The sequence below is a fragment of the Shinella pollutisoli genome (assembly GCF_024609765.1).
Classification (GTDB): Bacteria; Pseudomonadota; Alphaproteobacteria; order Rhizobiales; family Rhizobiaceae; genus Shinella; species Shinella pollutisoli.
In genome coordinates this window covers 25233-49821 of the sequence record NZ_JANFDG010000004.1, presented here as the reverse complement: position 1 = coordinate 49821, position 24589 = coordinate 25233, and the positions used below count along the sequence as shown (strand labels likewise).

At 69.4% G+C, this 24589-nt stretch carries 21 protein-coding genes; 15 read left to right on the top strand and 6 right to left on the bottom strand.

Features of this window, described 5'->3' with window-relative positions; translation table 11 throughout:
* Window positions 1–30 precede the first annotated feature (30 nt).
* On the top strand, window positions 31–2088 hold the full coding sequence (paaZ, locus tag NNZ72_RS04305) for a phenylacetic acid degradation bifunctional protein PaaZ (RefSeq protein ID WP_257313229.1): 2058 nt from the start codon (window positions 31–33) through the stop codon (window positions 2086–2088).
* A gap of 140 nt (window positions 2089–2228) precedes the next feature.
* Here the strand turns inward: paaZ and NNZ72_RS04300 are convergent, their stop codons facing one another.
* The 4 genes from NNZ72_RS04300 to paaG all read right to left on the bottom strand — a co-directional run bounded on the left by NNZ72_RS04300 (window position 2229) and on the right by paaG (window position 5469).
* Window positions 2229–2825, bottom strand: a complete 597-nt coding sequence (locus NNZ72_RS04300) for a TetR/AcrR family transcriptional regulator (RefSeq protein ID WP_257313226.1) — start codon at window positions 2823–2825, stop codon at window positions 2229–2231.
* Window positions 2826–2895: 70 nt separating this feature from the next.
* A complete protein-coding gene (gene paaK / locus NNZ72_RS04295; protein WP_257313222.1) occupies window positions 2896–4206 on the bottom strand; it encodes a phenylacetate--CoA ligase PaaK in 1311 nt (436 codons plus the stop codon).
* 34 nt (window positions 4207–4240) lie between these two features.
* Window positions 4241–4684 (bottom strand): hydroxyphenylacetyl-CoA thioesterase PaaI, encoded by a 444-nt coding sequence (gene paaI / locus NNZ72_RS04290; protein ID WP_257313219.1) that lies wholly within the window; start codon window positions 4682–4684, stop codon window positions 4241–4243.
* The gene (gene paaG, locus NNZ72_RS04285; protein ID WP_257313216.1) at window positions 4681–5469 is read right to left on the bottom strand and encodes a 2-(1,2-epoxy-1,2-dihydrophenyl)acetyl-CoA isomerase PaaG; all 789 of its coding nucleotides are present in this window, start codon (window positions 5467–5469) and stop codon (window positions 4681–4683) included. Before paaG ends, paaI begins: the two co-directional genes overlap by 4 nt.
* Window positions 5470–5570: 101 nt before the next feature.
* On the opposite strand from paaG, the gene paaN reads away from it, so the two are divergent.
* The 14 genes from paaN to NNZ72_RS04215 all read left to right on the top strand — a co-directional run bounded on the left by paaN (window position 5571) and on the right by NNZ72_RS04215 (window position 22632).
* A complete protein-coding gene (gene paaN / locus NNZ72_RS04280; protein ID WP_257313214.1) occupies window positions 5571–7229 on the top strand; it encodes a phenylacetic acid degradation protein PaaN in 1659 nt (552 codons plus the stop codon).
* A gap of 49 nt (window positions 7230–7278) precedes the next feature.
* The gene (locus tag NNZ72_RS04275; RefSeq protein ID WP_257313212.1) at window positions 7279–8415 is read left to right on the top strand and encodes an ABC transporter substrate-binding protein; all 1137 of its coding nucleotides are present in this window, start codon (window positions 7279–7281) and stop codon (window positions 8413–8415) included.
* A 79-nt stretch (window positions 8416–8494) separates the two neighbouring features.
* Window positions 8495–9367, top strand: a complete 873-nt coding sequence (locus NNZ72_RS04270) for a branched-chain amino acid ABC transporter permease (RefSeq protein WP_257313211.1) — start codon at window positions 8495–8497, stop codon at window positions 9365–9367.
* A gap of 2 nt (window positions 9368–9369) precedes the next feature.
* Window positions 9370–10326 carry a branched-chain amino acid ABC transporter permease gene (locus NNZ72_RS04265; protein ID WP_257313208.1) on the top strand — a complete coding sequence of 319 codons (957 nt, stop codon included), beginning with the start codon at window positions 9370–9372 and terminating at the stop codon, window positions 10324–10326.
* Window positions 10323–11108 (top strand): ABC transporter ATP-binding protein, encoded by a 786-nt coding sequence (locus NNZ72_RS04260; RefSeq protein WP_257313206.1) that lies wholly within the window; start codon window positions 10323–10325, stop codon window positions 11106–11108. Before NNZ72_RS04265 ends, NNZ72_RS04260 begins: the two co-directional genes overlap by 4 nt.
* Window positions 11095–11796: an ABC transporter ATP-binding protein gene (locus tag NNZ72_RS04255; RefSeq protein ID WP_257313205.1), complete on the top strand. Its 702-nt coding sequence runs from the start codon at window positions 11095–11097 to the stop codon at window positions 11794–11796. The genes NNZ72_RS04260 and NNZ72_RS04255 overlap by 14 nt, the downstream gene beginning before the upstream one ends.
* 193 nt (window positions 11797–11989) lie before the next feature.
* Window positions 11990–14050 carry a 3-hydroxyacyl-CoA dehydrogenase NAD-binding domain-containing protein gene (locus NNZ72_RS04250; protein WP_257313203.1) on the top strand — a complete coding sequence of 687 codons (2061 nt, stop codon included), beginning with the start codon at window positions 11990–11992 and terminating at the stop codon, window positions 14048–14050.
* A 58-nt stretch (window positions 14051–14108) separates the two neighbouring features.
* Entirely contained in the window at window positions 14109–15023 is a 915-nt protein-coding gene (locus tag NNZ72_RS04245; protein ID WP_257313200.1) for a helix-turn-helix domain-containing protein, read from the top strand.
* A gap of 117 nt (window positions 15024–15140) precedes the next feature.
* Entirely contained in the window at window positions 15141–16544 is a 1404-nt protein-coding gene (locus tag NNZ72_RS04240; RefSeq protein WP_257313198.1) for an aldehyde dehydrogenase family protein, read from the top strand.
* Between the two features lie 28 nt (window positions 16545–16572).
* Entirely contained in the window at window positions 16573–18546 is a 1974-nt protein-coding gene (locus NNZ72_RS04235) for a copper amine oxidase (protein WP_257313196.1), read from the top strand.
* Window positions 18547–18652: 106 nt separating this feature from the next.
* On the top strand, window positions 18653–19120 hold the full coding sequence (locus NNZ72_RS04230; protein ID WP_257313194.1) for a DUF3592 domain-containing protein: 468 nt from the start codon (window positions 18653–18655) through the stop codon (window positions 19118–19120).
* Between the two features lie 153 nt (window positions 19121–19273).
* The gene (locus tag NNZ72_RS04225) at window positions 19274–20101 is read left to right on the top strand and encodes a transporter substrate-binding domain-containing protein (protein ID WP_257313190.1); all 828 of its coding nucleotides are present in this window, start codon (window positions 19274–19276) and stop codon (window positions 20099–20101) included.
* A gap of 64 nt (window positions 20102–20165) precedes the next feature.
* The gene (locus NNZ72_RS04220) at window positions 20166–21446 is read left to right on the top strand and encodes an NAD(P)/FAD-dependent oxidoreductase (RefSeq protein WP_257313189.1); all 1281 of its coding nucleotides are present in this window, start codon (window positions 20166–20168) and stop codon (window positions 21444–21446) included.
* A gap of 214 nt (window positions 21447–21660) precedes the next feature.
* The gene (locus NNZ72_RS04215; protein ID WP_257313187.1) at window positions 21661–22632 is read left to right on the top strand and encodes an amino acid ABC transporter permease; all 972 of its coding nucleotides are present in this window, start codon (window positions 21661–21663) and stop codon (window positions 22630–22632) included.
* A gap of 22 nt (window positions 22633–22654) precedes the next feature.
* On the opposite strand, the gene NNZ72_RS04210 is transcribed toward NNZ72_RS04215, so the two are convergent.
* Window positions 22655–23467 (bottom strand): PfkB family carbohydrate kinase, encoded by an 813-nt coding sequence (locus NNZ72_RS04210; protein ID WP_257313185.1) that lies wholly within the window; start codon window positions 23465–23467, stop codon window positions 22655–22657.
* 5 nt (window positions 23468–23472) lie between these two features.
* Window positions 23473–24486, bottom strand: a complete 1014-nt coding sequence (locus tag NNZ72_RS04205) for an SIS domain-containing protein (RefSeq protein ID WP_257313183.1) — start codon at window positions 24484–24486, stop codon at window positions 23473–23475.
* Between the last annotated feature and the right edge of the window lie 103 nt (window positions 24487–24589).

Below are 24589 nucleotides of genomic sequence, written 5' to 3'. Positions count from 1 at the left end.
CAAGAAAGACAAGACGGAAGGATTAGCAAGATGAACGTCATGGCAAACCGGCCGCGCCGGCTCGAAAGCTATGTCTGCGGCCGGTGGGTGGCGGGCGCGAAGGACGGCGTGCCGCTGCTCGACGCGGCGACGGGCGCGCCGGTCGCCTTCATCGATTCGACCGGCATCGACTTCAAGGCCGTGCTCGCCTACGGCCGCGAGAAAGCCGGCCCGGCGCTGCGCCGTCTCTCCTTCCACGAGCGCGCGGCCATGCTGAAGGCGCTCGGCCAGGCGCTGATGGAGCGGAAGGAGGAGTTCTACGCGCTCTCCACCGCCACCGGCGCCACCCGCGCCGACAGCTGGATCGACATCGAGGGCGGCATCGGCACGCTGCTCTCCTACGCCTCCAAGGGCCGGCGCGAGCTGCCGAACACCCGCGTGCTGCTCGACGGCGAGGTGGAAACCCTCTCCAAGGACGGCAGCTTCTCCGCCCGGCATATCCTCAGCCCCCTGCAGGGCGTCGCCGTCCATATCAACGCCTTCAACTTCCCCTGCTGGGGCATGCTGGAGAAGATCGCCCCGACGCTGCTCGCCGGCGTTCCCACCGTCGTCAAGCCGGCGAGCCAGACCGCCTATCTCACCGAGCTGATGGTGCGCCGCATCGTCGAGACCGGCATCCTGCCGGAGGGGGCGCTGCAGCTCGTCTGCGGCTCGGTCGGCGACCTGCTCGACCATGTCGAGGGCCAGGACGCCGTCACCTTCACCGGTTCCGCCGCGACCGGCCGCAAGCTGAAGACGCACCGCGCCATCGTCGACAATTCCGTGCGCTTCACCATGGAGGCCGACAGCCTGAACGCCGCCGTGCTCGGCCTCGACGCCGCCCCCGGCACGGAGGAGTTCGACCTGTTCGTCCGCGAGGTCGCCCGCGAGATGACGGCCAAGGCCGGGCAGAAATGCACCGCCATCCGCCGCGTCATCGCCCCGCGGTCCTGCAGCGAGGCGCTGATCGCAGGCCTGCGCGACCGGCTCGGCAAAACGGCCATCGGCAACCCGGCCGACGAGGCGGTCCGCATGGGCCCGCTCGCCAGCCTCGACCAGCGCGAGGAGGTCCGCGCCCGCATCCGCGATCTTTCCGCCGACGCCGAGATCGTCGCCGGCGACCCGGACAATCCCTCGGTCGTCTCGGGCGACGCCATGGCCGGCGCCTTCCTCAATCCGGTGCTGCTCTATTGCGACCGGCCGGCTGCCGCCCGCGCCGTGCACGACGTGGAGGCCTTCGGCCCGGTCTCGACCGTCATGCCCTACGACACGGCGGAGGAGGCGGTCGATCTCGCCCGGCGCGGCAAGGGCAGCCTCGTCGCCTCGGTCTTCACCAACGATCCGGGTTTCGCCGAGGAGGTCGTGCTCGGGCTTGCCCCCTTCCACGGCCGGGTGATGATCGGCAACCGGGCGAGCGCGAAAAGCTCCACCGGCCACGGCTCGCCGCTGCCCGTCCTCGTCCACGGCGGCCCCGGCCGGGCCGGCGGCGGCGAGGAGCTCGGCGGCATGCGCGGGGTGAAACACTACATGCAGCGCACCGCCGTACAGGGCGCGCCGACGCTGCTTTCCGCCGTCACCGGCCGCTGGGTGCCTGGGGCCGAGGTGCGCCTCGACGGCGAGCATCCCTTCCGCAAGTCGCTCGCGGAACTCAGGATCGGCGACCAGCTCGTCACCGCGACGCGCACGGTGACGCTGGAGGACATCGAGCATTTCGCGCATTTCACCGGCGACACCTTCTACGCCCACATGGACGAGGCGGCGGCGAAGGCCAACCCGTTCTTCGACGGGCGGGTGGCGCACGGCTATCTCATCGTCTCCTTTGCCGCCGGCCTCTTCGTCGATCCGGCACCGGGTCCGGTGCTCGCCAATTACGGCGTCGACAACCTGCGCTTCCTCACCCCCGTCAATCCGGGCGACACGCTCGGCGTCACGCTCACCTGCAAAGAGATCAATCCGCGCGCCAATGCCGAGCACGGCGAGGTGCGCTGGGATTGCAACGTGACGAACCAGCACGGCGCGACGGTCGCGCAGTACGACGTGCTGACGATGGTGGCGAAGACGAAGGGGTGAGGTTGCAGTTGCCGCCCCCTCATCCGGCCCTTCGGGCACCTTCTCCCCGCTGGGGAGAAGGAGAAACGAGACGTCGCGGCACAATCCCCTTCTCCCCTCGGGGAGAAGGTGCCCGAAGGGCGGATGAGGGGGCCGTAGCCCTACCTCACCGCCTTCACACCCTCCAGGATCAGCGTGGTGGCGATGTCGGCATATTCGTCGCGGGTGATCGGGCCGTCGGGGCGGAACCACATGTAGACCCAGTTCATCATGCCGAAGAGCGACATGGTGACGGGCATCAGCAGCGGCCGCTCCTTGTTCAGCTCCGGGTTGATGTCGCGGATGACGCCGGAGAAGCGCTTGACGATGCGCCGCTCGATCGCCTGCAGCTCGGCGAGTTGCTCGGGCGAGAGCGCGCTGGTGCCGTTGAGCTGCACCTTGTGCTCGTTGTCGGCGCCCTCGTAATTCTTCAGCACCGCCTTGACGAGCAGGCGCAGCCGCTCCTGCGGCGCGACGTCGGTGCGGTCGGCCGCCTCGATCGCCGCCTCCAGTTCTGAAAGATGCGTGCGCACGATATCGAAGATCAGCGCGTCCTTGCTCGGATAGTAATGGTAGAGCAGGGCCTTGGAGACGCCGCTGTGCGAGGCGATCATCGCCATGGAGGCCTTCTCCATGCCCATCTCGGCGAACACCGTCGCGGCACTCGAAAGAATGCCACGCTGCTTCTCCTCGAAATCGACTGCGCGCGTGCGTGCCATGTGGTCCTGCCCTGCTCGTTCCCGCGGCCCGGCCTTTCCTACGCGGTCAGGCCGGTGCCGGACTTGTCTCTTACTCTTTCGGGCGGTTGTCGACCACCCGCTTGGCCTTGCCTTCCGAGCGCGCCACGCCGCCCGGATCGTGCACGGCGACCCTGGTGGAGACGCCGATCACGCTCTTGATGTGATGGGCGAGCTCCTTCGCCGATCCGGCGCGTGCCTCCTCGCCGGCGGCCTCGACCGTACATTCGACATGGACGGTCATGTTGTCCATACGGCCCGCGCGGGTGAGCTCGATCTGGAAATGCGGCGCAAGGCCGCGGCATTTCAGGATCTGCTCCTCGATCTGCGTCGGGAAGACGTTGACGCCGCGCAGGATGATCATGTCGTCGGAGCGGCCCGTCACCTTCTCCATGCGCCGCATCGAGCGCGCGGTGCCGGGGAGGAGCCGCGTCAGGTCGCGCGTGCGGTAGCGGATGATCGGCAGGCCCTCCTTGGTGAGCGTGGTGAAGACCAGCTCGCCGATCTCGCCGTCCGGCAGCACCGCGCCCGTCTCCGGGTCGATGATCTCGGGATAGAAATGATCCTCCCAGATGTGCAGCCCGTCCTTGGTCTCGACGCATTCGTTGGCGACCCCCGGCCCCATCACTTCGGAGAGGCCGTAGATGTCGACGGCGTGCATGTCGAAGGACTGCTCGATCTCCTCGCGCATGGCGTTCGTCCAGGGCTCGGCGCCGAAGATGCCGACGGCAAGCGAGCTTTCGCGCGGGTCGACGCCCTGGCGGCGGAACTCGTCGAGGATGGAGAGCATGTAGGAGGGCGTGACCATGATGATGCGCGGCTTGAAGTCCTGCATCAGCGTCACCTGGCGCTCGGTCATGCCGCCAGAGATCGGCACGACGGTGCAGCCGAGCTTCTCCGCGCCGTAGTGCGCGCCGAGCCCGCCGGTGAAGAGGCCGTAGCCGTAGGCGACGTGGACGATGTCGCCGGCCCGCCCGCCCGAGGCGCGGATCGAGCGCGCCACCACCGTCGCCCAGGTGTCGATGTCCTTCTGCGTATAGCCGACGACGGTCGGCTTGCCGGTGGTACCGGAGGAGGCGTGGATGCGCGCCAGTTTTTCGCGCGGCACGGCGAACATGCCGAAAGGATAGGTGTCGCGCAGGTCCCTCTTGGTGGTGAAGGGGAATTTCGCGAGGTCGGCGAGCGTCTTCAGGTCGGAGGGATGGACGCCGGCCTCGTCGAAGCGCTGCCGGTAGAAGGGAGAATTCTCGTAGGCATGGGTCAGGGACCATTTCATGCGTTCAAGCTGGACTGCGGAAATCTCGTCGCGCGAGGCCGTCTCGATCGCTTCGAGGTCGCCGGGGCGGGGGGAAAGGTCTTCCATGGTTGTCTCCTCCGGGAATGCGTATGCGCCGGCCTCAGTCCGGCAGATGGGTGCCCTTGACCGTCCGCGCGTGGCCGCGGAACTCCGCGACGGGATCGCCCTCCTGGTTGACGATGCGGATGTCGTAGATGCCGCCGCGCCCGCGCCGCGAAACCTCCCGCGCCGTGGCCGTCAGCCGGTCGCCGCGGAACACCGGTGCGATGTAGGTGATCGAGCAGTGCTGGGCGACGGTGCGCTGGTTGTAGCTGTTGCAGGCGAAGGCGAAGGCGGAATCGGCGAGCGTGAAGATGTAGCCGCCGTGGCAGGTGCCGTGGCCGTTGGTCATGATGTCGGTGACGGTCATGGCGAGCGTCGCCTCGCCGGGGGCGACGGAGACGAGCTCCATGCCGAGGTGGCGGGTGGCGTTGTCGTCCGCCCACATCGATTTCGCGCAGGCTTCGGCGAGCTCCTGCGGGGAAAGGCGTGCGACGTCGTTCATCGGCCCGTAAACTCCGGCTTGCGCTTCTCCAGGAAGGCGACGACGCCCTCGGCGTAGTCGGCGCTCCGGCCGGCCGCGCGCTGCAGGTCGCGTTCGAGGTCGAGCTGCTGGTCGAGCGAGTTGGTGGCGGCGGCCTGTATCGCCTGCTTGGTCATGCCGAGGCCCCTGGTCGGGCCGGCCGCGAGCCGGCGGGCAAGCGCGCCCGCCTCCTCCTGCAGCCGGTCGTCGTCGACGGCGCGCCAGATCAGGCCCCAGTCGGCGGCGGTCTCGGCGGGAAGCGGCTCGGCGGTCAGCGCCAGCGCCTTGGCGCGCGCCTCGCCGATGAGGCGCGGCAGGCTCCAGGTGCCGCCGGAATCGGGCACCAGCCCGATCCTGGCGAAGGCCTGGATGAAGCGGGCGGAACGGGCGGCGAGCGTGATGTCGCAGGCAAAGGCGATGTTGGCGCCGGCGCCTGCGGCGACGCCGTTGACGGCGCAGACGACCGGCTTCTCCAGAGAGCGGATCAGCCGCAGCAGCGGGTTGTAGAAGGTCTCGATCGTGTGGCCGAGGTCCGGCACGCCCTTGCGGGGATCGCGGTCGCCGAGGTCCTGGCCGGCGGAGAAGCCGCGGCCGGCGCCCGTCAGCAGCACCGCGCGCACGCTTTCGTCCGCATGCGCCCACTCGAAGCCGGCGCGCAGCGCGCGGTGCATCTCGTCGTTGAAGGCGTTGAGCTTGTCCGGGCGGTTCAGCGTGAGGCTGAGAACGCCGTCGGCGAGCGCCGACAGAACGGTTTCGGAATCCTGCATGTATCCTCCCTGATCGCCTTCCCGATGGCGACCTTAAAAAAAACTCTTGCATAAACCGACCGGTCAGTCAATTATAAAAGCATCGATCGGGAGGAACCGACATGACCGCATTGTTCGAGCGCCATCGCGCGACGCTGGAGAACGCCCTCGAAGCGGCCGCCTCGCGCGGCTACTGGTCGGCCTATCCGGAAGTGCCGAGCGGCAGGATCTACGGCGAGACGGCAAAGGACGACGGGCTTGCGGCCTACGAGGCGCGGCTCGGCAAGGCCTTCGATCTTCCCGGCCACCCGGCCGGGACGACGGTCGGCGCGGAGGTATCGCCCTACGGCCCGGCCCTCGGCATCACCTATCCCGCCGCCTCCGCCGAAACGCTGGTCGCCGCTTCCGCCGCCGCCGGCCCGCGTTGGGCGGCAGCATCCCCCGAGACGCGCACCGGCATCTGCCTGGAAATCCTCGCCCGGCTCAACGCCATGAGCTTCGAGATGGCGAATGCCGTCATGCACACGACCGGCCAGGCCTTCGCCATGGCCTTCCAGGCGGGCGGCCCGCATGCGCAGGACCGGGGCCTCGAAGCCGTCGCCTATGCCTATGCCGAGATGACCCGCACGCCCGCCGGCGCCACCTGGACGAAGCCGCAGGGCAAGGCGGCGCCGATCGTCTTGGAGAAGCACTGGCGCGTCGTCCCGCGCGGCGTCGCGCTCGTCATCGGCTGCAACACCTTCCCGACCTGGAACAGCTATCCGGGCCTCTTCGCCAGCCTCGCCACCGGCAACACCGTCGTCGTCAAGCCGCATCCGGCGGCGATCCTGCCGCTCGCGCTCACCGTCGCCGTCGCCCGGCAGGTGCTCGCCGAGGAAGGCTTCCCGGCCGATATCGTGCTTCTCGCCGCCGCGCCCGGCGCGGAGATCACGCAAACGCTCGTCCGCCACCCGGCCGTCGCCATCGTCGACTATACCGGCTCGAACGCCTTCGGCGCCTGGGTGCGCGCCAATGCCGGCGACGCGGCAACCTATACGGAAGAGGCCGGCGTCAATTCGATCGTCATCGGCGCCACCGGCGACTTCGCCGGCATGTGCGCCAACATCGCCTTCTCGCTCTCGCTCTATTCCGGCCAGATGTGCACCGCCCCGCAGGACATCTTCGTCCCCCGCAGCGGCATCGAGACGGACGAGGGCCGCAAGAGCTTCGACGACGTCGCCGCAGGCATCGCCGCGGCCGTCGACGCGCTGCTTACCGATCCGGCGCGGGCGGCCGGCATCTGCGGCGCCATCGCCAATCCGGCGACGCTCGCCCGCATCGCGCTCGCCCGCCCGCTCGGCCGCGTGGTGCGCGACTCGGCCCCGGTCGAGGGCCTCGACGGCGCGCGCACGGCGACGCCGCTGATCCTCGCCGTCGATGCGGCGGAGACGGACGCCCACGAGGAGGAACGCTTCGGCCCGATCGCCTTCGTCGTCGCCGTGGACGACGCGCGCGACGGCGTCGAGCGGGCGGCGCGGCTCGCCGAGGAGAAGGGCGCGATCACCGCCGCCCTCTACGAGACCGACGAGGCGGCGATCCTTGCCGCCGCCGACCGCTTCGCGGCGGCCGGCGTCAATCTCTCGGTCAACCTGACCGGCGGCATCTACGTCAACCAGAGCGCCGCCTTCAGCGATTTCCACGTCACCGGCGCCAATCCCGCCGGCAATGCCAGCCTGACCGACACGGCCTTCGTCGCCGGCCGGTTCCGCGTGGCCATGTGGCGCCGCCCGCTGGCGGCGTGAGAGGAGCCACGGCCTTAACCCTTTTTCACCTGTTGGGAGGAGAACCGACATGAAACTTTTCACCACCACTGCGCTCGCGCTCGTCCTCGGGCTCGCAGCTCCGGCCCTTGCCGACATCAAGGTCGGCGCCACGGTCTCGGAGACCGGCCCCGCCTCGTTCCTCGGCGATCCGGAGGCCAAGACCCTGAAGCTCCTCGTCGAGGAGATCAACGCGGCCGGCGGCGTCAACGGCGAGAAGATCGAGCTCGTCCTCTACGACGACGGCGGCGACCCGAACAAGGCGCGCACCTTCGCCACCCGCCTCGTCGAGGACGACGAGGTCATCGCCGTCATCGGCGGCACGACCACCGGCACCTCGATGGCGATCATCCCCGTGCTGGAGGACGCCGAGATCCCGTTCATCTCGCTTGCGGGTGCAATCGAGATCATCGACCCGGTCCGGCCTCACACCTTCAAGACGCCGCACACGGACCGCATGGCCTGCGCCAAGATCTTCGAGGACATGAAGGCAAACGGCTACACGAAGATCGGCCTGATCTCCGGCTCCGACGGCTTCGGCGCCTCGATGCGCAAGCAGTGCCTGGAGATCGTCGCGGACTACGGCATCGAGGTTCTGGCCGACGAGACCTATGGCCCGACCGACGCCGACATGACGCCGCAGCTCACCAACATCAAGGGCAAGGACGGCATCCAGGCGGTGCTGAACCCCGGCTTCGGCCAGGGCCCGGCGATCGTCACCCGCAACTATGCGCAGCTCGCCGTCGGCCTGCCGCTCTACCAGTCGCACGGCGTCGCCTCGGACGGCTTCATCGAGCTTGCCGGCGCGGAAGCGGCGGAAGGCGTGCGCCTGCCGGGCACCGCGCTCCTCGTCGCCGGCCTGCTGCCGGAAAGCGACCCGCAGCGCGCCGTGGTCACCGCCTACAAGGATGCCTACGAGAAGGCGACCGGCAAGCCGGTCTCGACCTTCGGCGGCTATGCGCACGATGCGCTGCGCATCCTCGTCGACGCGATCTCCCGCGCCGGCAGCGCCGAGCCGTCGGCGATCCGCGACGCCATCGAGGCGACCTCCGGGCTCGTCGGCACGACGGGCACCGTCACCATGTCGGCCGAGGATCACCTCGGCCTCGACCTGTCGGCCTTCCGCATGCTTGAGATCGAGAACGGCGGCTGGAAGATCGTCGAGTAGTCGAGAGGCCCGTGCCGCCGGTCCCGCGCCGCAAGCGCCGGGGCCGGCGGGAACCGTCGCGCGGCAAGCGGAGGCATCCATGCCCGAACTCCTGCAATTCCTTCTCTCCGGGATCACGGTCGGCGCGGTCTATGCGCTCGTCGCCCTCGGCTTCACGATCATCTACAACGCCTCCGACGTCGTGAACTTCGCCCAGGGCGAGTTCGTCATGCTCGGCGGCATGATCACCGTCTTCTCGCATGCGGCCGGCCTCCCGCTGCCGCTTGCCGCGCTGATCGCCATCGCCGCCACCGCGGCGGTCGGCGTCGCGCTGAACAAGCTGGCGATCGAGCCCGCCCGCGGCGCGCCGGTCGTCTCGCTGATCATCATCACGATCGGCGCCTCCATCTTCATCCGCGGCGCCACCCAGCTCGTCTTCGACAAGCAGATCCACCGCTTCCCGGCCTTCTCCGGCGACCGGCCGATCGCCGTCGGCGGCGCGACGATCCTGCCGCAGAGCCTGTGGGTGATCGCCGGCGCGCTCGCCGTCTTCTTCGGCCTCTGGCTGTTCTTCACGCGCACGCTGACCGGCCGCGCGGTGCTGGCGACGGCCAACAACCGCATCGCCGCCCAGCTCGTCGGCATCAACACCAATTACGTGATGACGCTCTCCTTCGCCATGTCGGCGGCGATCGGCGCGCTCGCCGGCGTGCTGGTGACGCCGATCACGATGACGAGCTACGACGTCGGCCTCGCGCTGGCGCTCAAGGGCTTCGCCGCCGCCATGCTCGGCGGCATGGGCAACCCCAAGGGCGCGCTCGCCGGCGGCCTGCTGCTCGGCCTGCTGGAGGCGATGACGGCCGGCTACGTCTCCTCGCAATACAAGGACGCGGCCGCCTTCGTCGTCATCCTCGCCGTGCTCTTCGCCATGCCGCAGGGCCTGTTCGGCCGCAAGTCGACGGATCGGGTGTAACCATGCGGCTTTCCGGCAAGGCCACGACCCTTCTCGTGCTCATGGCGGTGATCGCCGTTGCCCCCGTCTTCTTCCCGTCCTCCTATTACTACCGCGTCGGCTCGCTGATCTTCGTCAACGGGCTGGCGGTGACGGGCCTCGTCATCCTGATCGGCTATGCCGGCCAGATCAGCCTCGGCCATGCGGGCTTCGCCGGCATCGGCGCCTATGCCTGCGCGCTCGCCCCCGTCCATCTCGGCCTGCATCCGGCACTCGCCGCCGTGCTGGGGGCCGCACTCTCCGCGCTCATCGCCTTCCTGGTCGGCCGGCCGATCCTGCGCCTCAAGGGCTATTACCTCGCCGTCGCCAGCCTCGGCTTCGGCATCCTCGTGTCGATGGTGCTGTCGAACGAGGCGTGGCTCACCGGCGGGCCGGACGGCATGGCGGTGGAGGAGATGGGGCTGCGCGCCGCGCTGAAGGCGATCGGCATCGACCTCTCCAACACCCAGTTCTGGTATGCCTTCTCCGGCCTCGTGCTGGTGATCGGCGCCTGGCTCGCGCTCAACCTCCACCACAGCCCGACCGGCCGGGCCCTTCGCGCCCTGCACGGCTCGGAGGTCGCCGCACGCACGGTCGGCGTCGACGTCGCCCGCTACAAGCTCGTCGCCTTCGTCGTCTCGGCGGTCTATGCCTCGGCCTCGGGCTCGCTGCTCGCGCTGCAGAACAAGTTCATCACGCCCGACGTCGCCGGCTTCATGCATTCGATCGAGATGGTGACGATGGCGGTGCTCGGCGGCGCCGGCTCCGTGCTCGGGGCGATCCTCGGGGCGGCGATCCTCACCACGCTGCCGCAGGTGCTCACCGTCTTCCAGGAATACGAGCAGCTGATGCTCGGCCTGGTGATGATGCTCGTCATGATCTTCATGCGCGAGGGGCTTCTGCCCTCGCTCGCGCGCCTTGTCCGGGGGAGGGGGGAATGAGCCTGCTTCAAATCGAGGGACTGGGCATCGACTTCGGCGGCCTTCGCGCCGTCAACGACGTGAGCTTCTCCCTCAAACCCGGCGAGATCGTCTCCGTCATCGGCCCGAACGGCGCCGGCAAGACGACGCTGTTCAACATGATCTCCGGCGTCTATGCGCCGGCGCGCGGCCGCGTCCTGCTCGACGGCGAGGACGTCACCCGCATGCCGCCGCATCTGCTCGCCCGCCGCGGCCTGTCGCGCACCTTCCAGAACCTGCAGATCTTCCAGTCGATGACGGTGCTGGAGAACGCCGTCGCCGGCCATCACCTGCACGAGCGCGGCCCGGTGCTCGCCGACCTCTTCGCACTGCCGGCCTCGCGCCGCCGCAGCCGGGAATCGGAAGCGGGTGCGCGCGCGCTCTTGGAGCGCGTCGGCCTCGGCCGCGCCGCAAGCCAGGAGGCGGGCTCGCTCTCCTACGGCGCGCTGAAGCGGCTGGAGATCGCCCGCGCGCTGGCGCTCAAACCCCGGGTGCTGCTCCTCGACGAGCCGGCGGCCGGCTGCAACGCGGTGGAGACGGAGGAGATCGACCACCTGATCGCCGCGGTCGCCGCCGAGGGCGTCTCGATCCTGCTCGTGGAGCACGACATGAAGATGGTCATGCGCATTTCCAACCACATCGTCGTGCTCGACCACGGCGAGAAGATCGCCGAAGGGGAGCCCGCGGCGATCTCGCGCGACCCGCGCGTCATCGAGGCCTATCTCGGCGCCCAGGCGACGGAGGCCACCCATGCTGACGGTTGAGGGACTGCGCTCGCGCTACGGCCGCATCGAGGTGCTGCACGGCATCGACCTCGACGTCGCCTCCGGCGAGATCGTCACGGTGGTCGGCGCCAACGGCGCCGGCAAGACGACGCTGCTGAAATGCCTCTCCGGCATCCAGCCCGTGTCCTCCGGCTCCATCGTCTTCCGCGGCGAGACGCTGACGGCGGTGCCGGCGCATGCCCGCGTGAAGCGCGGCCTCGCGCAATCGCCGGAGGGCCGGCAGATCTTCACCAACCTCACCGTCGAGGAGAACCTGCGTCTCGGCGCCTATCTCTTCGCCGACGAGCAGGTGGACCGGGACATGCAGGACGCCTTCGCAATGTTCCCCATTTTGAAAGAGAAGCGCGACCTCGCGGCCGGCGGCCTCTCGGGCGGCCAGCAGCAGATGCTGGCCATCGCCCGCGCGCTGATGGGCCGGCCCTCCTGCCTGCTGCTCGACGAACCGAGCATGGGGCTCGCCCCCATCCTCGTCGCGCAGATCTTCGACGTGGTGAAGAGCCTGAAGGCGCTCGGCGTCACGGTGCTGCTGGTGGAGCAGAACGCCTTCGGCGCGCTCTCCATCGCCGACCGCGGCTATGTGATGGAGACGGGCAGGATCACCATGTCCGGCCCCGCCGCCGAGCTCATCGCCGACGAACGCATCCGCGCCGCCTATCTGGGGATATGAGAAGGGTGGAGCAGTCGCATGTGGAACCAGGACGGCGCCTCCTGCCCCTTCTCCCCATCGGGGAGAGGTCGCGGCAGCGGGATGAGGGGGACGCCGCGTCCGCCCCCTCATCCGGCCCTTCGGGCCACCTTCTCCCCGGTGGGGAGAAGGGGAAGCGGAGTCGAACCGTATTCGACAGGAAGGATATGAAAGCATGACCGTCACCATCGCCCGCGAAGGCCGGATCGCCGTCGTCACCGTCGACAACCCGCCCGTCAACGCCCTGTCGAAGGCGCTCAGGCAGGCGCTGGTCGAGGCCGTGGCCGCGCTCGACGCGGACGCGGCGGTCGAGGCCGTCGTGCTCGCCTGCGCCGGCCGCACCTTCATCGCCGGCGCCGACGTCAACGAATTCGGCAGGCCGCCCGAGCCGCCGCACCTGCCGGACGTGGTGGCGGCGATCGAGGCGGCGCAAAAGCCCTGGGTCGCGGCGATCCACGGCAGCGCGCTCGGCGGCGGGCTGGAGGTGGCGCTCGGCTGCGCCTGGCGGGTGGCCGTCCCTTCCGCCAGCCTCGGCCTGCCGGAGGTCAAGCTCGGCCTTGTCCCGGGTGCCGGCGGCACCGTACGCCTGCCGCGCCTGATCGGCCCCGCCGCCGCGGTCGACCTGGTGACGGGCGGCAACCCAGTCGGCGCGAAAAAGGCGCAGGAACTCGGCCTCGTCGACGCCATTATCGACGGCGATCTAAGTGCGGGCGCCGTCGCCTTCGCGGAGGAGATCGCCGGAAAGCCTGCGCCCCAACCGATCTCCGCAAGGGACGTCGTTCCCGTCGAGGCGGGCTTCTGGGAAGCCGTGGAAAAATCCGTCGCGGCGAAGGCGAAGCGCGAGGCGGCACCGCTCCGGGCGCTCGCCTCCGTCCGCAACGCCTGCGGGACGGATTTTGCGAGCGCCATGGCCTTTGAGCGGGCGACCTTCCTCGACCTGCGCGGCTCCGAACAGGCAGCGGCGCTGCGCCATGTCTTTTTCGCCGAGCGCGCCGCACCGCGCCCGCCGGAGCTTGCGGGCGTCTCGCCGCTGCCGCTGCGCTCGGCCGCCGTTGTCGGCGGCGGCACGATGGGCGCCGGCATCGCCGCGGCACTGCGCGACGCCGGCCTGCCGGTGGTCCTGATCGAGCGCGACGCGGCCGCCGTCGAGCGCGGCATCGCCAATGTCCGTTCGATCTTCGACGGCTCGGTCAAGCGCGGCCGCATCGCCGCGGAGACCGCCGCCGAGCGCATGGCCGGCCTCACCGGCAGCGACGACTACGGCCTCCTCGCCGACACGGACCTCGTCATCGAGGCCGTGTTCGAGGACCTTGCCGTCAAGCGTGCGGTGTTTGAAAAACTCTCCGAAGTCTGCCGCGCCGACGCCGTGCTCGCCACCAACACCTCCTATCTCGATCCGCAGGCGATCAGCGAGGGCATCGCCCGGCCGGAGCGCTTCCTCGGCCTGCACTTCTTCAGTCCCGCCCATGTGATGAAGCTGCTGGAGATCGTCCCCACGGACAAGACCGCGCCCGAGACGCTGGCGACCGGCTTTTCGCTCGCCCGGCTCCTGAAAAAGATCCCGGTGCGCGCCGGCATCTGCGACGGCTTCATCGGCAACCGCATCCTCAAGGTGACGCGCGCGCAGGCCGAGCGGCTGCTGCTGTCGGGTGCCACCCCGTCCGCCGTCGACGCCGCCCTGCGCGCCTTCGGCCTGCCGATGGGCCCCTTCGAGGCGCAGGACCTCGGCGGCCTCGACATCGCCGCCTTCCAGCGCAAGGCCGCCCGCGAACGCGGCGAAACCCCCTTCGCCCCCGTGGCGGAACGGCTCTGCGCTCTGAACCGTCTCGGCCAGAAGACGGGCGGCGGCTGGTACGACTACGCCCCCGGCGAGCGCACGCCGAGACCGTCCGACGCCGTGGCGGCGATCATCGCCGAGGAAGCCGCCGGACGGCCGCAGCGCGACTGGAGCGAGGCGGAGATCGCCGACGCCATCGTGCTGCCGATGGTGAACGAGGCGGTGCGCATCCTCGGCGAGGGCGTGGCGCTGCGTCCCGCCGACATCGATCTCGTGAAGATCCACGGCTACGGTTTTCCGCGCTGGCGCGGCGGGCCGATGCACCATGCCGAGGCGCAGGGCCTCGCCGAGGTCGTGGCGGTGCTTGAGAGGCTGGCCGCCGAAGGCCTTGCCGATCCGCCCTCCGGCGGGCTCCGCCGGGCGGCGGAAGCGGGCGGCTTTTCCGCCGGGGGGCGATAGGCAAGCGGCGCGGACTGTGGTGAGATAGGTTTGGTCTGCTGAAGCCGGGGAGGGCACGATGCAGTCGCTGACGACGCCGGGACACAGACCGGTACCGGTGGAAATCCTCGAGGCCGAGATCAGGCGGGTCTGCGGCGCCTTCGCCCTGGAGCCGATGGGCCGCTCGGGCGTCGTCAACGGCGACGTCGCGACGCGCCGCGTCGGCCCGTTCGACACGGCGATCGTCGCGCTCGACGCCTCCGAGGTCGCCCGCAGCCCCCGCGCCATCCGCCAGGACCCGGGCGAATATTTCTTCCTGCTGGTACAGGATGCCGGCCAGTGTCGCGTCGAGCAGGGCGACCGGGTGGCCGAGCTTTCCCCCGGCGACATGTTCCTGGTCGATTCCGTAAAACCGTCCTCCTTCCTCTATCGCGGCGAGCGCTCCAACCAGGTGTCGCTGCACATCCCGCGCGAGGAAGTCGTGCACCGTTTCGGCCACGCCTGCGCGGGCGGGCTCTCGATCTCGCGCGACGATCCGCTCTGGCTCGCAATGCGCGCGGTGATCGCCAAGATGCTTCTGGAGGAGGGCGCGCAGGCGCAGCTCGGCGAGGCCTTCCTCTGCCTGATGGGCGCCTACCTGCACGGCCGCGGCACCGGCAACGCCGAGACGCTGCTGTCGCGCGCGCTCGCCATGATCGACCGCCACCGCGCCGACCCTTCCTTCGGCCCGCGCGAGCTCGCCGCCCGCCTCAACGTCTCGGAACGCATGCTGCAGCGCCATTTCCGCCCGCTCGGCGAGACGCCCGGCCATCGCCTGCTCGGCCGCCGGCTGGAGCTCGCCCATGCGCGGCTCTCCGCCCGCAGGAACGAACAGGCCGCCGAGGGCGTCACCGCCGTCGCCTTCGACTGCGGCTTCAACGACCTCTCCTATTTCTACCGCGAGTTCCGCAAGAAATACGGCACGACGCCGGGCGCGGTCGCGCGCTGTCACTGACGCTTTTGTCCAAAAGGCGGGACGGCCCCGTCCAAGTCCGCCGCCCCGTCCGCGCCTATTCTCGACCGTCCATGATCCCGCCGGAGGAGGCGGGACGTTTCGGAGGAGGCGGACAGGATGGAATACAGGGCAACCATCGGCGGCAAGCCGGCTAGCGCCGGCACGGAGTTTTCCGTCATCAATCCGGCAACGGGCGAGGAGGTCGGCCGCGCGCCGAACATGGGCCAGGCGGAGCTGGACGCGGCGGTCGCCGTCGCCAGGGCGGCCTTCGCGAGCTGGTCCGCACGGAGCGACGAGGCCCTGCAGGCCGCCTGCGCGGCCGTCACCGCCAAGATCGAGGAACACGCGGGCGAACTCGCCGAGATCGTCACGCTGGAGCAGGGCAAGCCGCTGAATGGCCTCGGCTCGCGCTGGGAAGTGGGCGGCGCCGTCGCCTGGGCCGGCTACACGACGGGGCTCACGCTGCCCGTCAAGGTGCTGCAGGACAACGATGAGGGCCGCGTCGAGCTTCACCGCAAGCCGCTCGGCGTCGTCGGCTCGATCACGCCGTGGAACTTTCCGGTGATGATCGCCGTCTGGCATATCCTTCCGGCGCTGCGCACCGGCAACACCGTCGTCGTCAAGCCCTCGCCCTTGACACCGCTGTCGACGCTGCGCCTCGTCGAGATCATGAACGAGGTGCTGCCGCCGGGCGTCGTCAACGTCGTCACCGGCGACGACAAGGCCTTCAACCTCGGCGCCGCCATGTCGGCCCATCCGGACATCAGGAAGATCGTCTTCACCGGCTCCTGCGCCACCGGCCAGAAGGTCATGCAGTCGGCGGCCGCGACGATGAAGCGGCTGACGCTGGAAATGGGCGGCAACGACGCCGGCATCGTGCTTCCCGACGCCGATCCCGAAAAGATCGCCGAGGGCCTGTTCTGGGGCGCCTTCATCAACAACGGCCAGACCTGCGCGGCGATGAAGCGGCTCTACGTGCACGACAGCATCCACGACGCCGTCTGCGCGGCACTCGTCGCCTATGCGAAAAACATTCCCGTCGGCAACGGCATGGACGAGGCGAGCATCCTCGGCCCGATCCAGAACCGCATGCAGTTCGACAAGGTCGCGCGCCTCGTCGCCGACGCCAGGGGCCGCGGCCGGGTGCTGCTCGGCGGCGAACCGGGCGAGGGCCTGTTCTTCCCGCCGACCATCGTCGCCGGCCTCCGCAACGGCGATCCGCTCGTCGACGAGGAGCAGTTCGGCCCGGCGCTGCCGGTCATCCGCTATTCGGATGTGGAAGAGGCGATCCGGCTCGCCAACGACAGCCCGAACGGGCTCGGCGGCTCGGTCTGGTCTTCCGACATCGACGCGGCGAAGGCCGTCGCGGGCCGGCTCGCCTGCGGCTCGGTCTGGATCAACAAGCACGGCGCCATCCAGCCGAACGCCCCCTTCGGCGGCGTGAAGGCCTCCGGCCTCGGCGTCGAGTTCGCCGAGGAAGGCCTTGCCGAATACACCGACATCCAGGTGGTCTTCGCCTGAGAAAGCCAAGAAGAAAGAGGGAACGAACATGAGACTGACGACATATCTCGCCTCGACGGCGCTGCTGCTCGGGCTTGCCGCATCCGCCGCCGCCCATCCGCTCGACGGGCTCACCGCCGAGGAATACCAGAAGATCAACGAGATCCTGCGCGAGGCGAAGGTCGCCACCGACGACACGCTCTATCCGCTGATCGAGCTCAAGGAGCCGGCCAAGGCCGACGTGCTCGCCTGGAAGGAGGGCGACGCGCTCGACCGCAAGGCGACGGTCTACTTCACCGGCCCGGACGGCTTCGGCGAGGCGGTGGTCAACATCACGCAAGGAACAGTCGAGAGCAACGGGAAGACCGCCGGCCAGCCGATGGTGCTCTTCACCGAGTTCATGAACGCGCTGGAAGGCGCGCTCGGCCATCCCGACATGGTGACCGGCCTCGAAAAGCGCGGCCTCAAGCCCGACCAGGCCTTCTGCCTGCCGCTGACGGCCGGCAACTTCCTCACCGAGGAATATGAGAATTCCCGCCTGATGAAGGTGCCGTGCTACCGCGTGCCGGAGGGTTCCAACTTCTACGCCAAGCCGATCGAGGGCCTCTTCGCCGTCTACGACATCGGCAGGAAGGAAGTGCTGCGCGTCATCGATACCGGCGCCGTCGAGCCGCCGCAGGACAACTGGGGCTATACGGAGGAGGAGGTCGCCGCGCGCCTGCCGCTGCGCCCCGAATCGAAGCCCGTCGCGCTCGCGCAGGAGGGCGGGCCGAACTACACGATCGACGGCAGCCATCTCGAATGGGACATCTGGCGCCTCAACTTCCGCGTCGACAAGCGCCCCGGCCTCGTCATCTCCAACCTCGACGTCAACGACGACGGCACCTGGCGCTCGGTCATCTACCAGGCGCACCTGTCGGAGGTCTTCGTGCCCTACATGGACCCGACCGAGGGCTGGTACTGGCGCACCTACATGGACAGCGGGGAATACGGCTTCGGCCTGTTCCTGAGCCCGCTCACCGCCGGCGTCGACTGCCCCGCGCACGCCACCTTCCTGCCGGCGACGATCGCCGACGACAAGGGCCAGCCGCTGGTCATCCCGGATGCGATCTGCGTCTTCGAGCGCAATGTCGGCGATCCGGCCTGGCGCCATTTCGAGGTCTTCGCCCAGACGCCGGAGACACCGATCCCCGCCGAAGGCCGCCCGGCGACCGAGCTCGTCGTGCGCACCGCCTCCGAGGTCGGCAACTACGACTACCTGATCGACTACCGCCTGCAGCAGAACGGCCAGATCAACATCTATGTCGGCGCCACCGGCCTCGATGCGGTCAAGGGCGTCGCCTCCACCTCGATGAAGGACGCCACCGCCAAGGCCGACACGGCCCACGGCACGCTGATCGCGCCGAACCTGGTGGCGGCCAACCACGACCACTACTTCAACTTCCGCATCGACTTCGACGTCGACCAGCCGGTCAACCATTTCTCGACGATGGACATCGTGCCGGCCAAGCTCGATCCGTCGAGCCCGCGCAAGTCGATGTGGACTGTCGAGCACAAGATGCCGCACACGGAAATGGAGGCGCGCTACCGGCTGTCCGCCATGCAGCCGCGCTTCTTCCACGTCTCCAACCCGTCGCGCGAGGGCTATCTCGGCCACGAGCCCGGCTGGATGATCCATCACGGCAACGTCGCCTACGGTCCCTACGACTTTGCGAACGACCCGCCGATGAAGCGCAACGCCTATATCGAATATTCGGTCTGGAACACGGTCTACGATCCCGAGCAGCGCTATGCCGGCGGCAAGTTCGCCATGCAGAGCGACGGGTCTGATACGCTCGCCGAATGGGTGAAGAAGGACCGGAGCCTGATGGGCAAGGACATCGTCACCTGGTTCTCCGCCGGCTTCCACCACATCCCGCGCATGGAGGACTGGCCGGTCATGTCGACGGAATGGAAGACCGTCCACATCATGCCGCACAACTTCTTCGCCCATAACCCGGCGCTGACGCTGCGCTCGAAGTAGGGCAGCCGAAACGAAGAGAGGCCGCCGGTCGCCCGGCGGCCTTTCGTGTTCGCGTCGGCCGCCTTGCGGTGTAGGATCCGTACGGCTTGAGACGCGGGGATCGGGCATGGCCGGGGCGAGGGCATGGAGACGGCGCATCGGCTGCCTTGCGGCGGGCGCGCTGGCGCTTGCGGCGGGGCTGCTTGCCGGATACGGGCTCTGGTCCGTCGCCGCCGTCTACCGGGAACTCGGCAACGGCCGCCGCACCGAGGCGACGATGATCGACTTCGAGGCCGCCCGGGTCGGCAGCCGCGGCAGCCGCCGCGAGATCTACTATCCGCGCCTCGACTTCGCCGATGCGGACGGGCGGCGGATCACTACCCTTTCCTATGCCGCGATCGCCCGGGAGGACTACCGCCAGGGCGGGCGGCTTGCGATCGTCCATTCGCCCGCCGATCCGGCCCGCGCCATGCCCGCCGCCGCCCTCGCCGCCTGGCCGGACCTCGCAGCCTGGGCGATCGGCGGCTTCAGCCTGTTCTGCGTCGCCGCCGGCGCCGGCCTGCTGCGGCTCGGATTTTCGCAAAGAACCGGATGAACCGCCCGCCCCGATTCATCACCGAAAAGCATGATCCCATCTAATGGTTTCATGGATCGTTCGATCCGCCGCCCTTGACTCCGCGCGCCCGGCGCTGACACACTTAGTTGTCAGACATCTTACATAAACGGGGAACAAACAGGAGGACTATCCGTGAAGAAGCTCTTCGCAGCACTGGCCGTCGGGGCCGCCTTCCTCGCCGCCGCGGCTTCCGCCGAGGCCGGCGCGACGCTCGACCGGGTCATGGAGAAGAAGGCGATGGTGGTGGCCACCAACAGCGGCTGGCCGCCCCAGAGCTATCTGGACGACAACAACGAGATGGTCGGCTTCGACATCGACGTCTCGCGCGAGATCGCCAAGCGCCTCGGCGTCGAGGTGAGCTTCGAGACGCCCGACTGGGCGACGCTGACCGGCGGCCGCTGGCAGGGCCGCTACGACGTCGGCGTCGGCTCGGTGACGCCGACCAAGGCGCGCGCCCAGGTGATCGACTTCGCCGGCATCTACTACTACAGCCCCTATGTCTACGTCGTGCACAAGGACAGCGCCGCGACGTCCGTCGCCGACCTCAGCGGCAAGGTGATCGGCGTCGAGACGGCGACCACCTCGGAGGACTTCATCAACCGGCGCCTCGAGATCGACGCGCCCGGCCTGCCGCCGATCGAATACAAGCTGGAGCCGGGCGAGGTGCGCACCTTCGCCGATTCCATGCTGCCCTTCGACGACCTCAGGCTCGGCGACGGCGTGCGCCTCGACGCGGTGATCGCCCCCGAGCAGACGGCGCTGAACGCCATCAAGAACGGCTATCCGCTGAAGGTGCTCGAAGGCGAATACGCCTTCCGCGAGCCGCTCGTCGTCATCGCCGAGAAGGTCGATCCCGAGTGGACGGCGAAGATCGGCGGCATCATCGAGGAGATGAAGAAGGACGGCACGCTGGCCGCGCTCACCACCAAGTGGTACGGCAAGGACTACAGCACCGACTGACGCGCTCGCCGGCGCGGGCGCACGCCGTCCGCGCCGGCCGCAAGGCCTGGGGGAGGGCCGCCGCATGACCTATCCGGACACCTACTACCGGCGCACCATGACGGACGGGACGGTGCGCGCGCCGCTTGTCCGCAGCGTCGAGTGCGACGTCGCCGTCGTCGGCGGCGGGCTCGCCGGCCTGACGACGGCGCTGGAGCTCGCCCGCGCCGGCAGAAGCGTCACCGTGCTGGAGGCCGAGAGCGTCGGCTTCGGCGCCTCGGGCCGCAACGGCGGCTTCGTCAGCCCCGGCTACGCGACCGGCGGCGAGGAGATCGCCCGCGTCGCCGGTGCCGAGACGGCGCGCAGGCTGCACATGCTCTCCGTCGAGGGCATGGACTTCGTGCGCGAGACCATCCGCGCGCTCGGCATCGAGGAGGCAGACCCGAAGGCCGGCCTGATGAGCGTGCTGCGCTACGACGACGGCGCGAGCCTCAGGGCCTATGCGGAGGAGACGCGTCGGCTCTACGGCTACGCGCTCGAATACATGGACCGCGACGCCGTGCGCGCCGTGCTGAAGTCGGAGCGCTATTTCCAGGCGCTGCGCAATCCCGCCGCCTTCCACATGCATCCGCTCAACTACCTGCGCGGGCTCGCCCGCGAGATCGAGCGCCTCGGCGGCCGCATCTGCGAGGGCTCGGCTGCCACCGGCGCCGACCTCTCCGGCCCGGAAAAGCGCGTCACCACGGCGGGCGGGCAAGTGCGCGCCCGCGATGTCGTCTTCACCACCGGCGGCTATACCGGCGGGCTCAACGCCCGGCTGAAGCGCGCCTTCCTGCCGATCGCCACCTATGTGATGGTGAGCGAGGAGGCGCCCGAGCTGATCGCCTCGGCGATCGCCACCGCCGACGCCATCGGCGACAACCGCCGCGCCGGCGACTATTACCGCGTCGTCGACGGCGGCCGGCGGCTGCTCTGGGGCGGGCGCATCACCACGCGCGCGGCCTCGACCGGGGCGCTGGTGCGCGAACTCCGCGCCGAGATGGTCGGCACCTATCCGCAGCTTGCCGGCCTGAAGACCGAGCTCGCCTGGTCCGGCCTCATGTCCTACGCCCGGCACCTGATGCCGCAGATCGGGCGGATGAGCCCGGGCGTCTGGTACTGCACCGCCTTCGGCGGCCACGGCCTCAACACGACGGCGATCGGCGGCAGGGTGATCGCCGAGGGCATCCTGGGGACGAGCGACCGCTACCGGCTCTACGCGCCCTTCGGCCTCGTCTGGGCCGGCGGGCTCGCCGGGCTGGCGGTGGCGCAGCTCACCTACTGGAAGCTGCAGGCACAGGACTGGTGGCGCGAGCGCGCGGCGTGAGACGCGGCAGGCACAGGGATCGCATACAAACAGGGAGGGCGCTTCCTGCCCCTTCTCCCCGGCGGGGAGAAGGTCGCGGCAGCGGGATGAGGGGGACGCCGCAGGCGAAGATCACGACCGCTCCGTCGTGCTTCGCCCCCTCATCCGGCCCTCCGGGCCACCTTCTCCCCGCCGGGGAGAAGGGGAGCCCCCAGCGCAACGGAAGGAGACGGGCATGCTCGGTCGACTGATACTCACCTATCCCGAGGCCTCGCGCCGGGCGGGCGCGCTTCTCCTGCTGGCGCTCGTCGTGGCGGTCCTCTACCAGCTCGGCGTCAGCGCCGCCTGGATCGGCCGGCTGCTGCCGGCCTCCGGGACGTGGCTTGCCGAGAACCCGGCCACGGCCCGGCTCGCCTCGGCGCTGGTGATCGCGCTGATCGCGGCCGCCAACTGGAAGGCGCTCGGCCTGCTTCCCCGCCGCCAGCAGGTGGTCGCCGTCTGGGTGGAGCTGTTCGCGCTGCTGATGCTGTTCTTCTATTCCTTCGACCTCTCCTTCGCCTTCATCGCCAAGAAGATCGGCTTCCTGATCTCGCAAGGGGTGGTGACGACGCTCTACATCTCGGCGATCTCCATCGTCATCGCCACGGTGATCGCGCTCGCCGGCGCCATCGCCAAGCTGTCGAAGAACGGCGTCGTCTACGGGCTCGCCACCTTCTATACCTCGCTGTTCCGCGGCCTGCCGCTGCTCATGCAGATCTACATCATCTATCTCGGCCTGCCACAGGTGGGCTACGTGATCAGCGCGGTGCCGGCCGGCATCCTGGCGCTGTCGCTCTGCTACGGCGCCTACATGACCGAGATCTTCCGCGCCGGCATCCAGAGCATCGCGCGCGGGCAGACGGAGGGCGCGACGGCGCTGGGACTCAGCCCCAGCCAGACGATGGCGCTCGTCATCCTGCCGCAGGCGATGCGCGTCATCATCCCGCCGACCGGCAACCAGTTCATCGCCATGCTGAAGGATTCCTCGCTCGTCTCCGTCGTCGGCGTGTGGGAGATCATGTATCTCGCCCGCACCCAGGGCCAGACCGAGTTCCGCCATATCGAGATGCTGATCACCGCCTCGATGATCTACTGGATCCTGTCGATCGGGCTGGAATTCGTGCAGGCGCGCATCGAGGAACGCTTCGGCCGCTTCAACGCCCGCTAGGGCATCGGATGCCACGGAAAGATCAAAGCGGCTGCGGCGCCTGCGGGAAGCCGCCGACATGGGTGCAGGCGAGCGCCGCCGCGTCGCGTCCCGCCGCGAGGCATCCGGCGAGCGGCCGGCCGGCCACGCGGGCGGCGAGGAAGCCGGCGATGAAGCTGTCGCCCGCCCCGGTTGTGTCCACCACCTCGACCGGCCGGATGCCGACGGAACGGCGCTCCCTGCCGTCGCCCGCGATCGCCCCCTTCGCGCCGCAGGTGACGACGGCGAGCGGCACGCCCGCCGCCAGCAGGCGCGCCAGCATGGCCTCGGCCTTCGCCGCGTCCTCGCCCGCCGAGGCGAAGGCGATGGCGAGCCCGTCCGTGCCGAGATGGGCCGGGCCGGCATTGACGGAGAGGTCCTGCGAGACGCTGACGCCGGCGCCGGCAAGCGTGCGCCTGAGCGCCCCGCCGTCGTCCAGCCAGCCGATATGCACGTGGTCCATGGCCTTGAGGGCGACGACGTCCTCCGGCCCCGGCGCATAGCCGGCGCAGGCGCCGAAATCCTCGAAGGCGAAGACGCGTTCGCCGGACGGCAGCACGTCGATCTCGGTATGGGCGGTGACGCCCGGCCGCGTGCGCAGGTGCGCGACGTCGACGCCGTTTGCCGCCAGCAGGTCGCGCGTGCGCCGCCCCGCCGCGTCCGCCCCGACGGCGCCGAAATAGGCCGACGCATGGCCGAGCCGGGAAAGCTGCACGGCGACGTTCACCGCATTGCCGCCGACGAGCGACCGGCCGACGGGCGGGCGGAAACGGTCGATGCAGTTGTCGCCGACGGCGGCGAAGCGGAGCGTCCGCACGGGGGTCAATAGGCGACGCGCTTGTAGTAGCGCCGCGTCGTCAGCGGATGGTTGCGCAGCACCTCCAGATGGGCGCTGACGCGCTCCAGCACCGTCGCCAGCACGATCGGCGAGACGAGCGCCCGCACGCGCGGCGACAGGCCGGGCAGCGGGAATTCGGCGGTGTCGAGCACGGTGAGCCTGTCGGTATAGTTCGGCGCGAAGGCCTCGACGCGCTCGGCGAGCGGGCGCAGCGCGTCCTCGCCCTTGAAGAGCACGACGCTCACGCCCTTCTCCACCAGCTCCAGCGTGCCGTGGAAGAAATCCGAGGCATGCACCGGGCGCGTGCGGATCCACTGCATCTCCTCCAGGATGCACATGCCGTAATAGAAGGCCTCGGGCCAGACGTTCCCGGCGCCCGTGACGATGTGATAGTCGGAGCCCGCGAGCACCCGGGCGAAGGCCTCCGCCTTCGGCTCATAGGCGCGCTTCACGTCCAGCAGCAGCCCGGGCAGGCGGGAGAGTTCCGCGACGATCGCGTCGTGGTCCTCGATCTCGCCGCGGTATTTGAGGATCGACAGCGCCACATAGAGCGATTGCAGGTAGAAGGATTCGCAGGACGTGTCGTCCTCGGCGAAGTTGACGAAGACGTGGTCGCCGCCCTTGCCGAGCGGCGTCTCCGCATGGCCGACCAGCGTCAGCACCGTGGCGCCGATCTCCTTCAGCCGGGCGAGCGCCGCCACGCTCTCCTTCGTCGTGCCGGAGAGCGAAGGGATGACGACGATCGACTTTTCCGTGAGATGCGCCGCGCCGGCCAGGATCAGCTCCGCCGGCATGTCGAGGAAGGCCGGAAAGCGCGAGCGCTGCTGCAGGAGCTGCACGGCCGGCTGCATCAGGATCGCCGCCCCGCCGGTGCCGAGGAAGAAGACGTTCTCCGCGCCCGCGGCCAGGCAGGCGCCGACGACCGCGTCGAGCCGCGCCTGCAAGGCGACCGCGCCCGACTGGATGCGCAGGAATCTCTCTTCGCCGAAGTTCAGCATGGCTCGGCCCTCTTTTTCAATGTTGTAAGACAACTGACATCGTGATGGCGGGCTGTCAAGGTGGGCGACGGCATTGCCGGTGGAGACCGAAGGGCGCCGCCTA

What these genes read in the sequence shown, in the direction of transcription:
- paaI (WP_257313219.1), bottom strand. Translation starts at nt 4,684, where the DNA reads ATGAACGACGTCGCACGCCTTTCCCCGCAGGAGCTCGCCGAAGCCTGC.
- NNZ72_RS04270 (WP_257313211.1), top strand. Translation starts at nt 8,495, where the DNA reads ATGCCCGAACTCCTGCAATTCCTTCTCTCCGGGATCACGGTCGGCGCG.
- paaZ (WP_257313229.1), top strand. Translation starts at nt 31, where the DNA reads ATGAACGTCATGGCAAACCGGCCGCGCCGGCTCGAAAGCTATGTCTGC.
- NNZ72_RS04275 (WP_257313212.1), top strand. Translation starts at nt 7,279, where the DNA reads ATGAAACTTTTCACCACCACTGCGCTCGCGCTCGTCCTCGGGCTCGCA.
- paaK (WP_257313222.1), bottom strand. Translation starts at nt 4,206, where the DNA reads ATGGAAGACCTTTCCCCCCGCCCCGGCGACCTCGAAGCGATCGAGACG.
- NNZ72_RS04265 (WP_257313208.1), top strand. Translation starts at nt 9,370, where the DNA reads ATGCGGCTTTCCGGCAAGGCCACGACCCTTCTCGTGCTCATGGCGGTG.
- NNZ72_RS04245 (WP_257313200.1), top strand. Translation starts at nt 14,109, where the DNA reads ATGCAGTCGCTGACGACGCCGGGACACAGACCGGTACCGGTGGAAATC.
- paaG (WP_257313216.1), bottom strand. Translation starts at nt 5,469, where the DNA reads ATGCAGGATTCCGAAACCGTTCTGTCGGCGCTCGCCGACGGCGTTCTC.
- NNZ72_RS04215 (WP_257313187.1), top strand. Translation starts at nt 21,661, where the DNA reads ATGCTCGGTCGACTGATACTCACCTATCCCGAGGCCTCGCGCCGGGCG.
- NNZ72_RS04235 (WP_257313196.1), top strand. Translation starts at nt 16,573, where the DNA reads ATGAGACTGACGACATATCTCGCCTCGACGGCGCTGCTGCTCGGGCTT.
- NNZ72_RS04260 (WP_257313206.1), top strand. Translation starts at nt 10,323, where the DNA reads ATGAGCCTGCTTCAAATCGAGGGACTGGGCATCGACTTCGGCGGCCTT.
- NNZ72_RS04205 (WP_257313183.1), bottom strand. Translation starts at nt 24,486, where the DNA reads ATGCTGAACTTCGGCGAAGAGAGATTCCTGCGCATCCAGTCGGGCGCG.
- NNZ72_RS04230 (WP_257313194.1), top strand. Translation starts at nt 18,653, where the DNA reads ATGGCCGGGGCGAGGGCATGGAGACGGCGCATCGGCTGCCTTGCGGCG.
- NNZ72_RS04220 (WP_257313189.1), top strand. Translation starts at nt 20,166, where the DNA reads ATGACCTATCCGGACACCTACTACCGGCGCACCATGACGGACGGGACG.
- NNZ72_RS04255 (WP_257313205.1), top strand. Translation starts at nt 11,095, where the DNA reads ATGCTGACGGTTGAGGGACTGCGCTCGCGCTACGGCCGCATCGAGGTG.
- NNZ72_RS04250 (WP_257313203.1), top strand. Translation starts at nt 11,990, where the DNA reads ATGACCGTCACCATCGCCCGCGAAGGCCGGATCGCCGTCGTCACCGTC.
- NNZ72_RS04300 (WP_257313226.1), bottom strand. Translation starts at nt 2,825, where the DNA reads ATGGCACGCACGCGCGCAGTCGATTTCGAGGAGAAGCAGCGTGGCATT.
- NNZ72_RS04240 (WP_257313198.1), top strand. Translation starts at nt 15,141, where the DNA reads ATGGAATACAGGGCAACCATCGGCGGCAAGCCGGCTAGCGCCGGCACG.
- paaN (WP_257313214.1), top strand. Translation starts at nt 5,571, where the DNA reads ATGACCGCATTGTTCGAGCGCCATCGCGCGACGCTGGAGAACGCCCTC.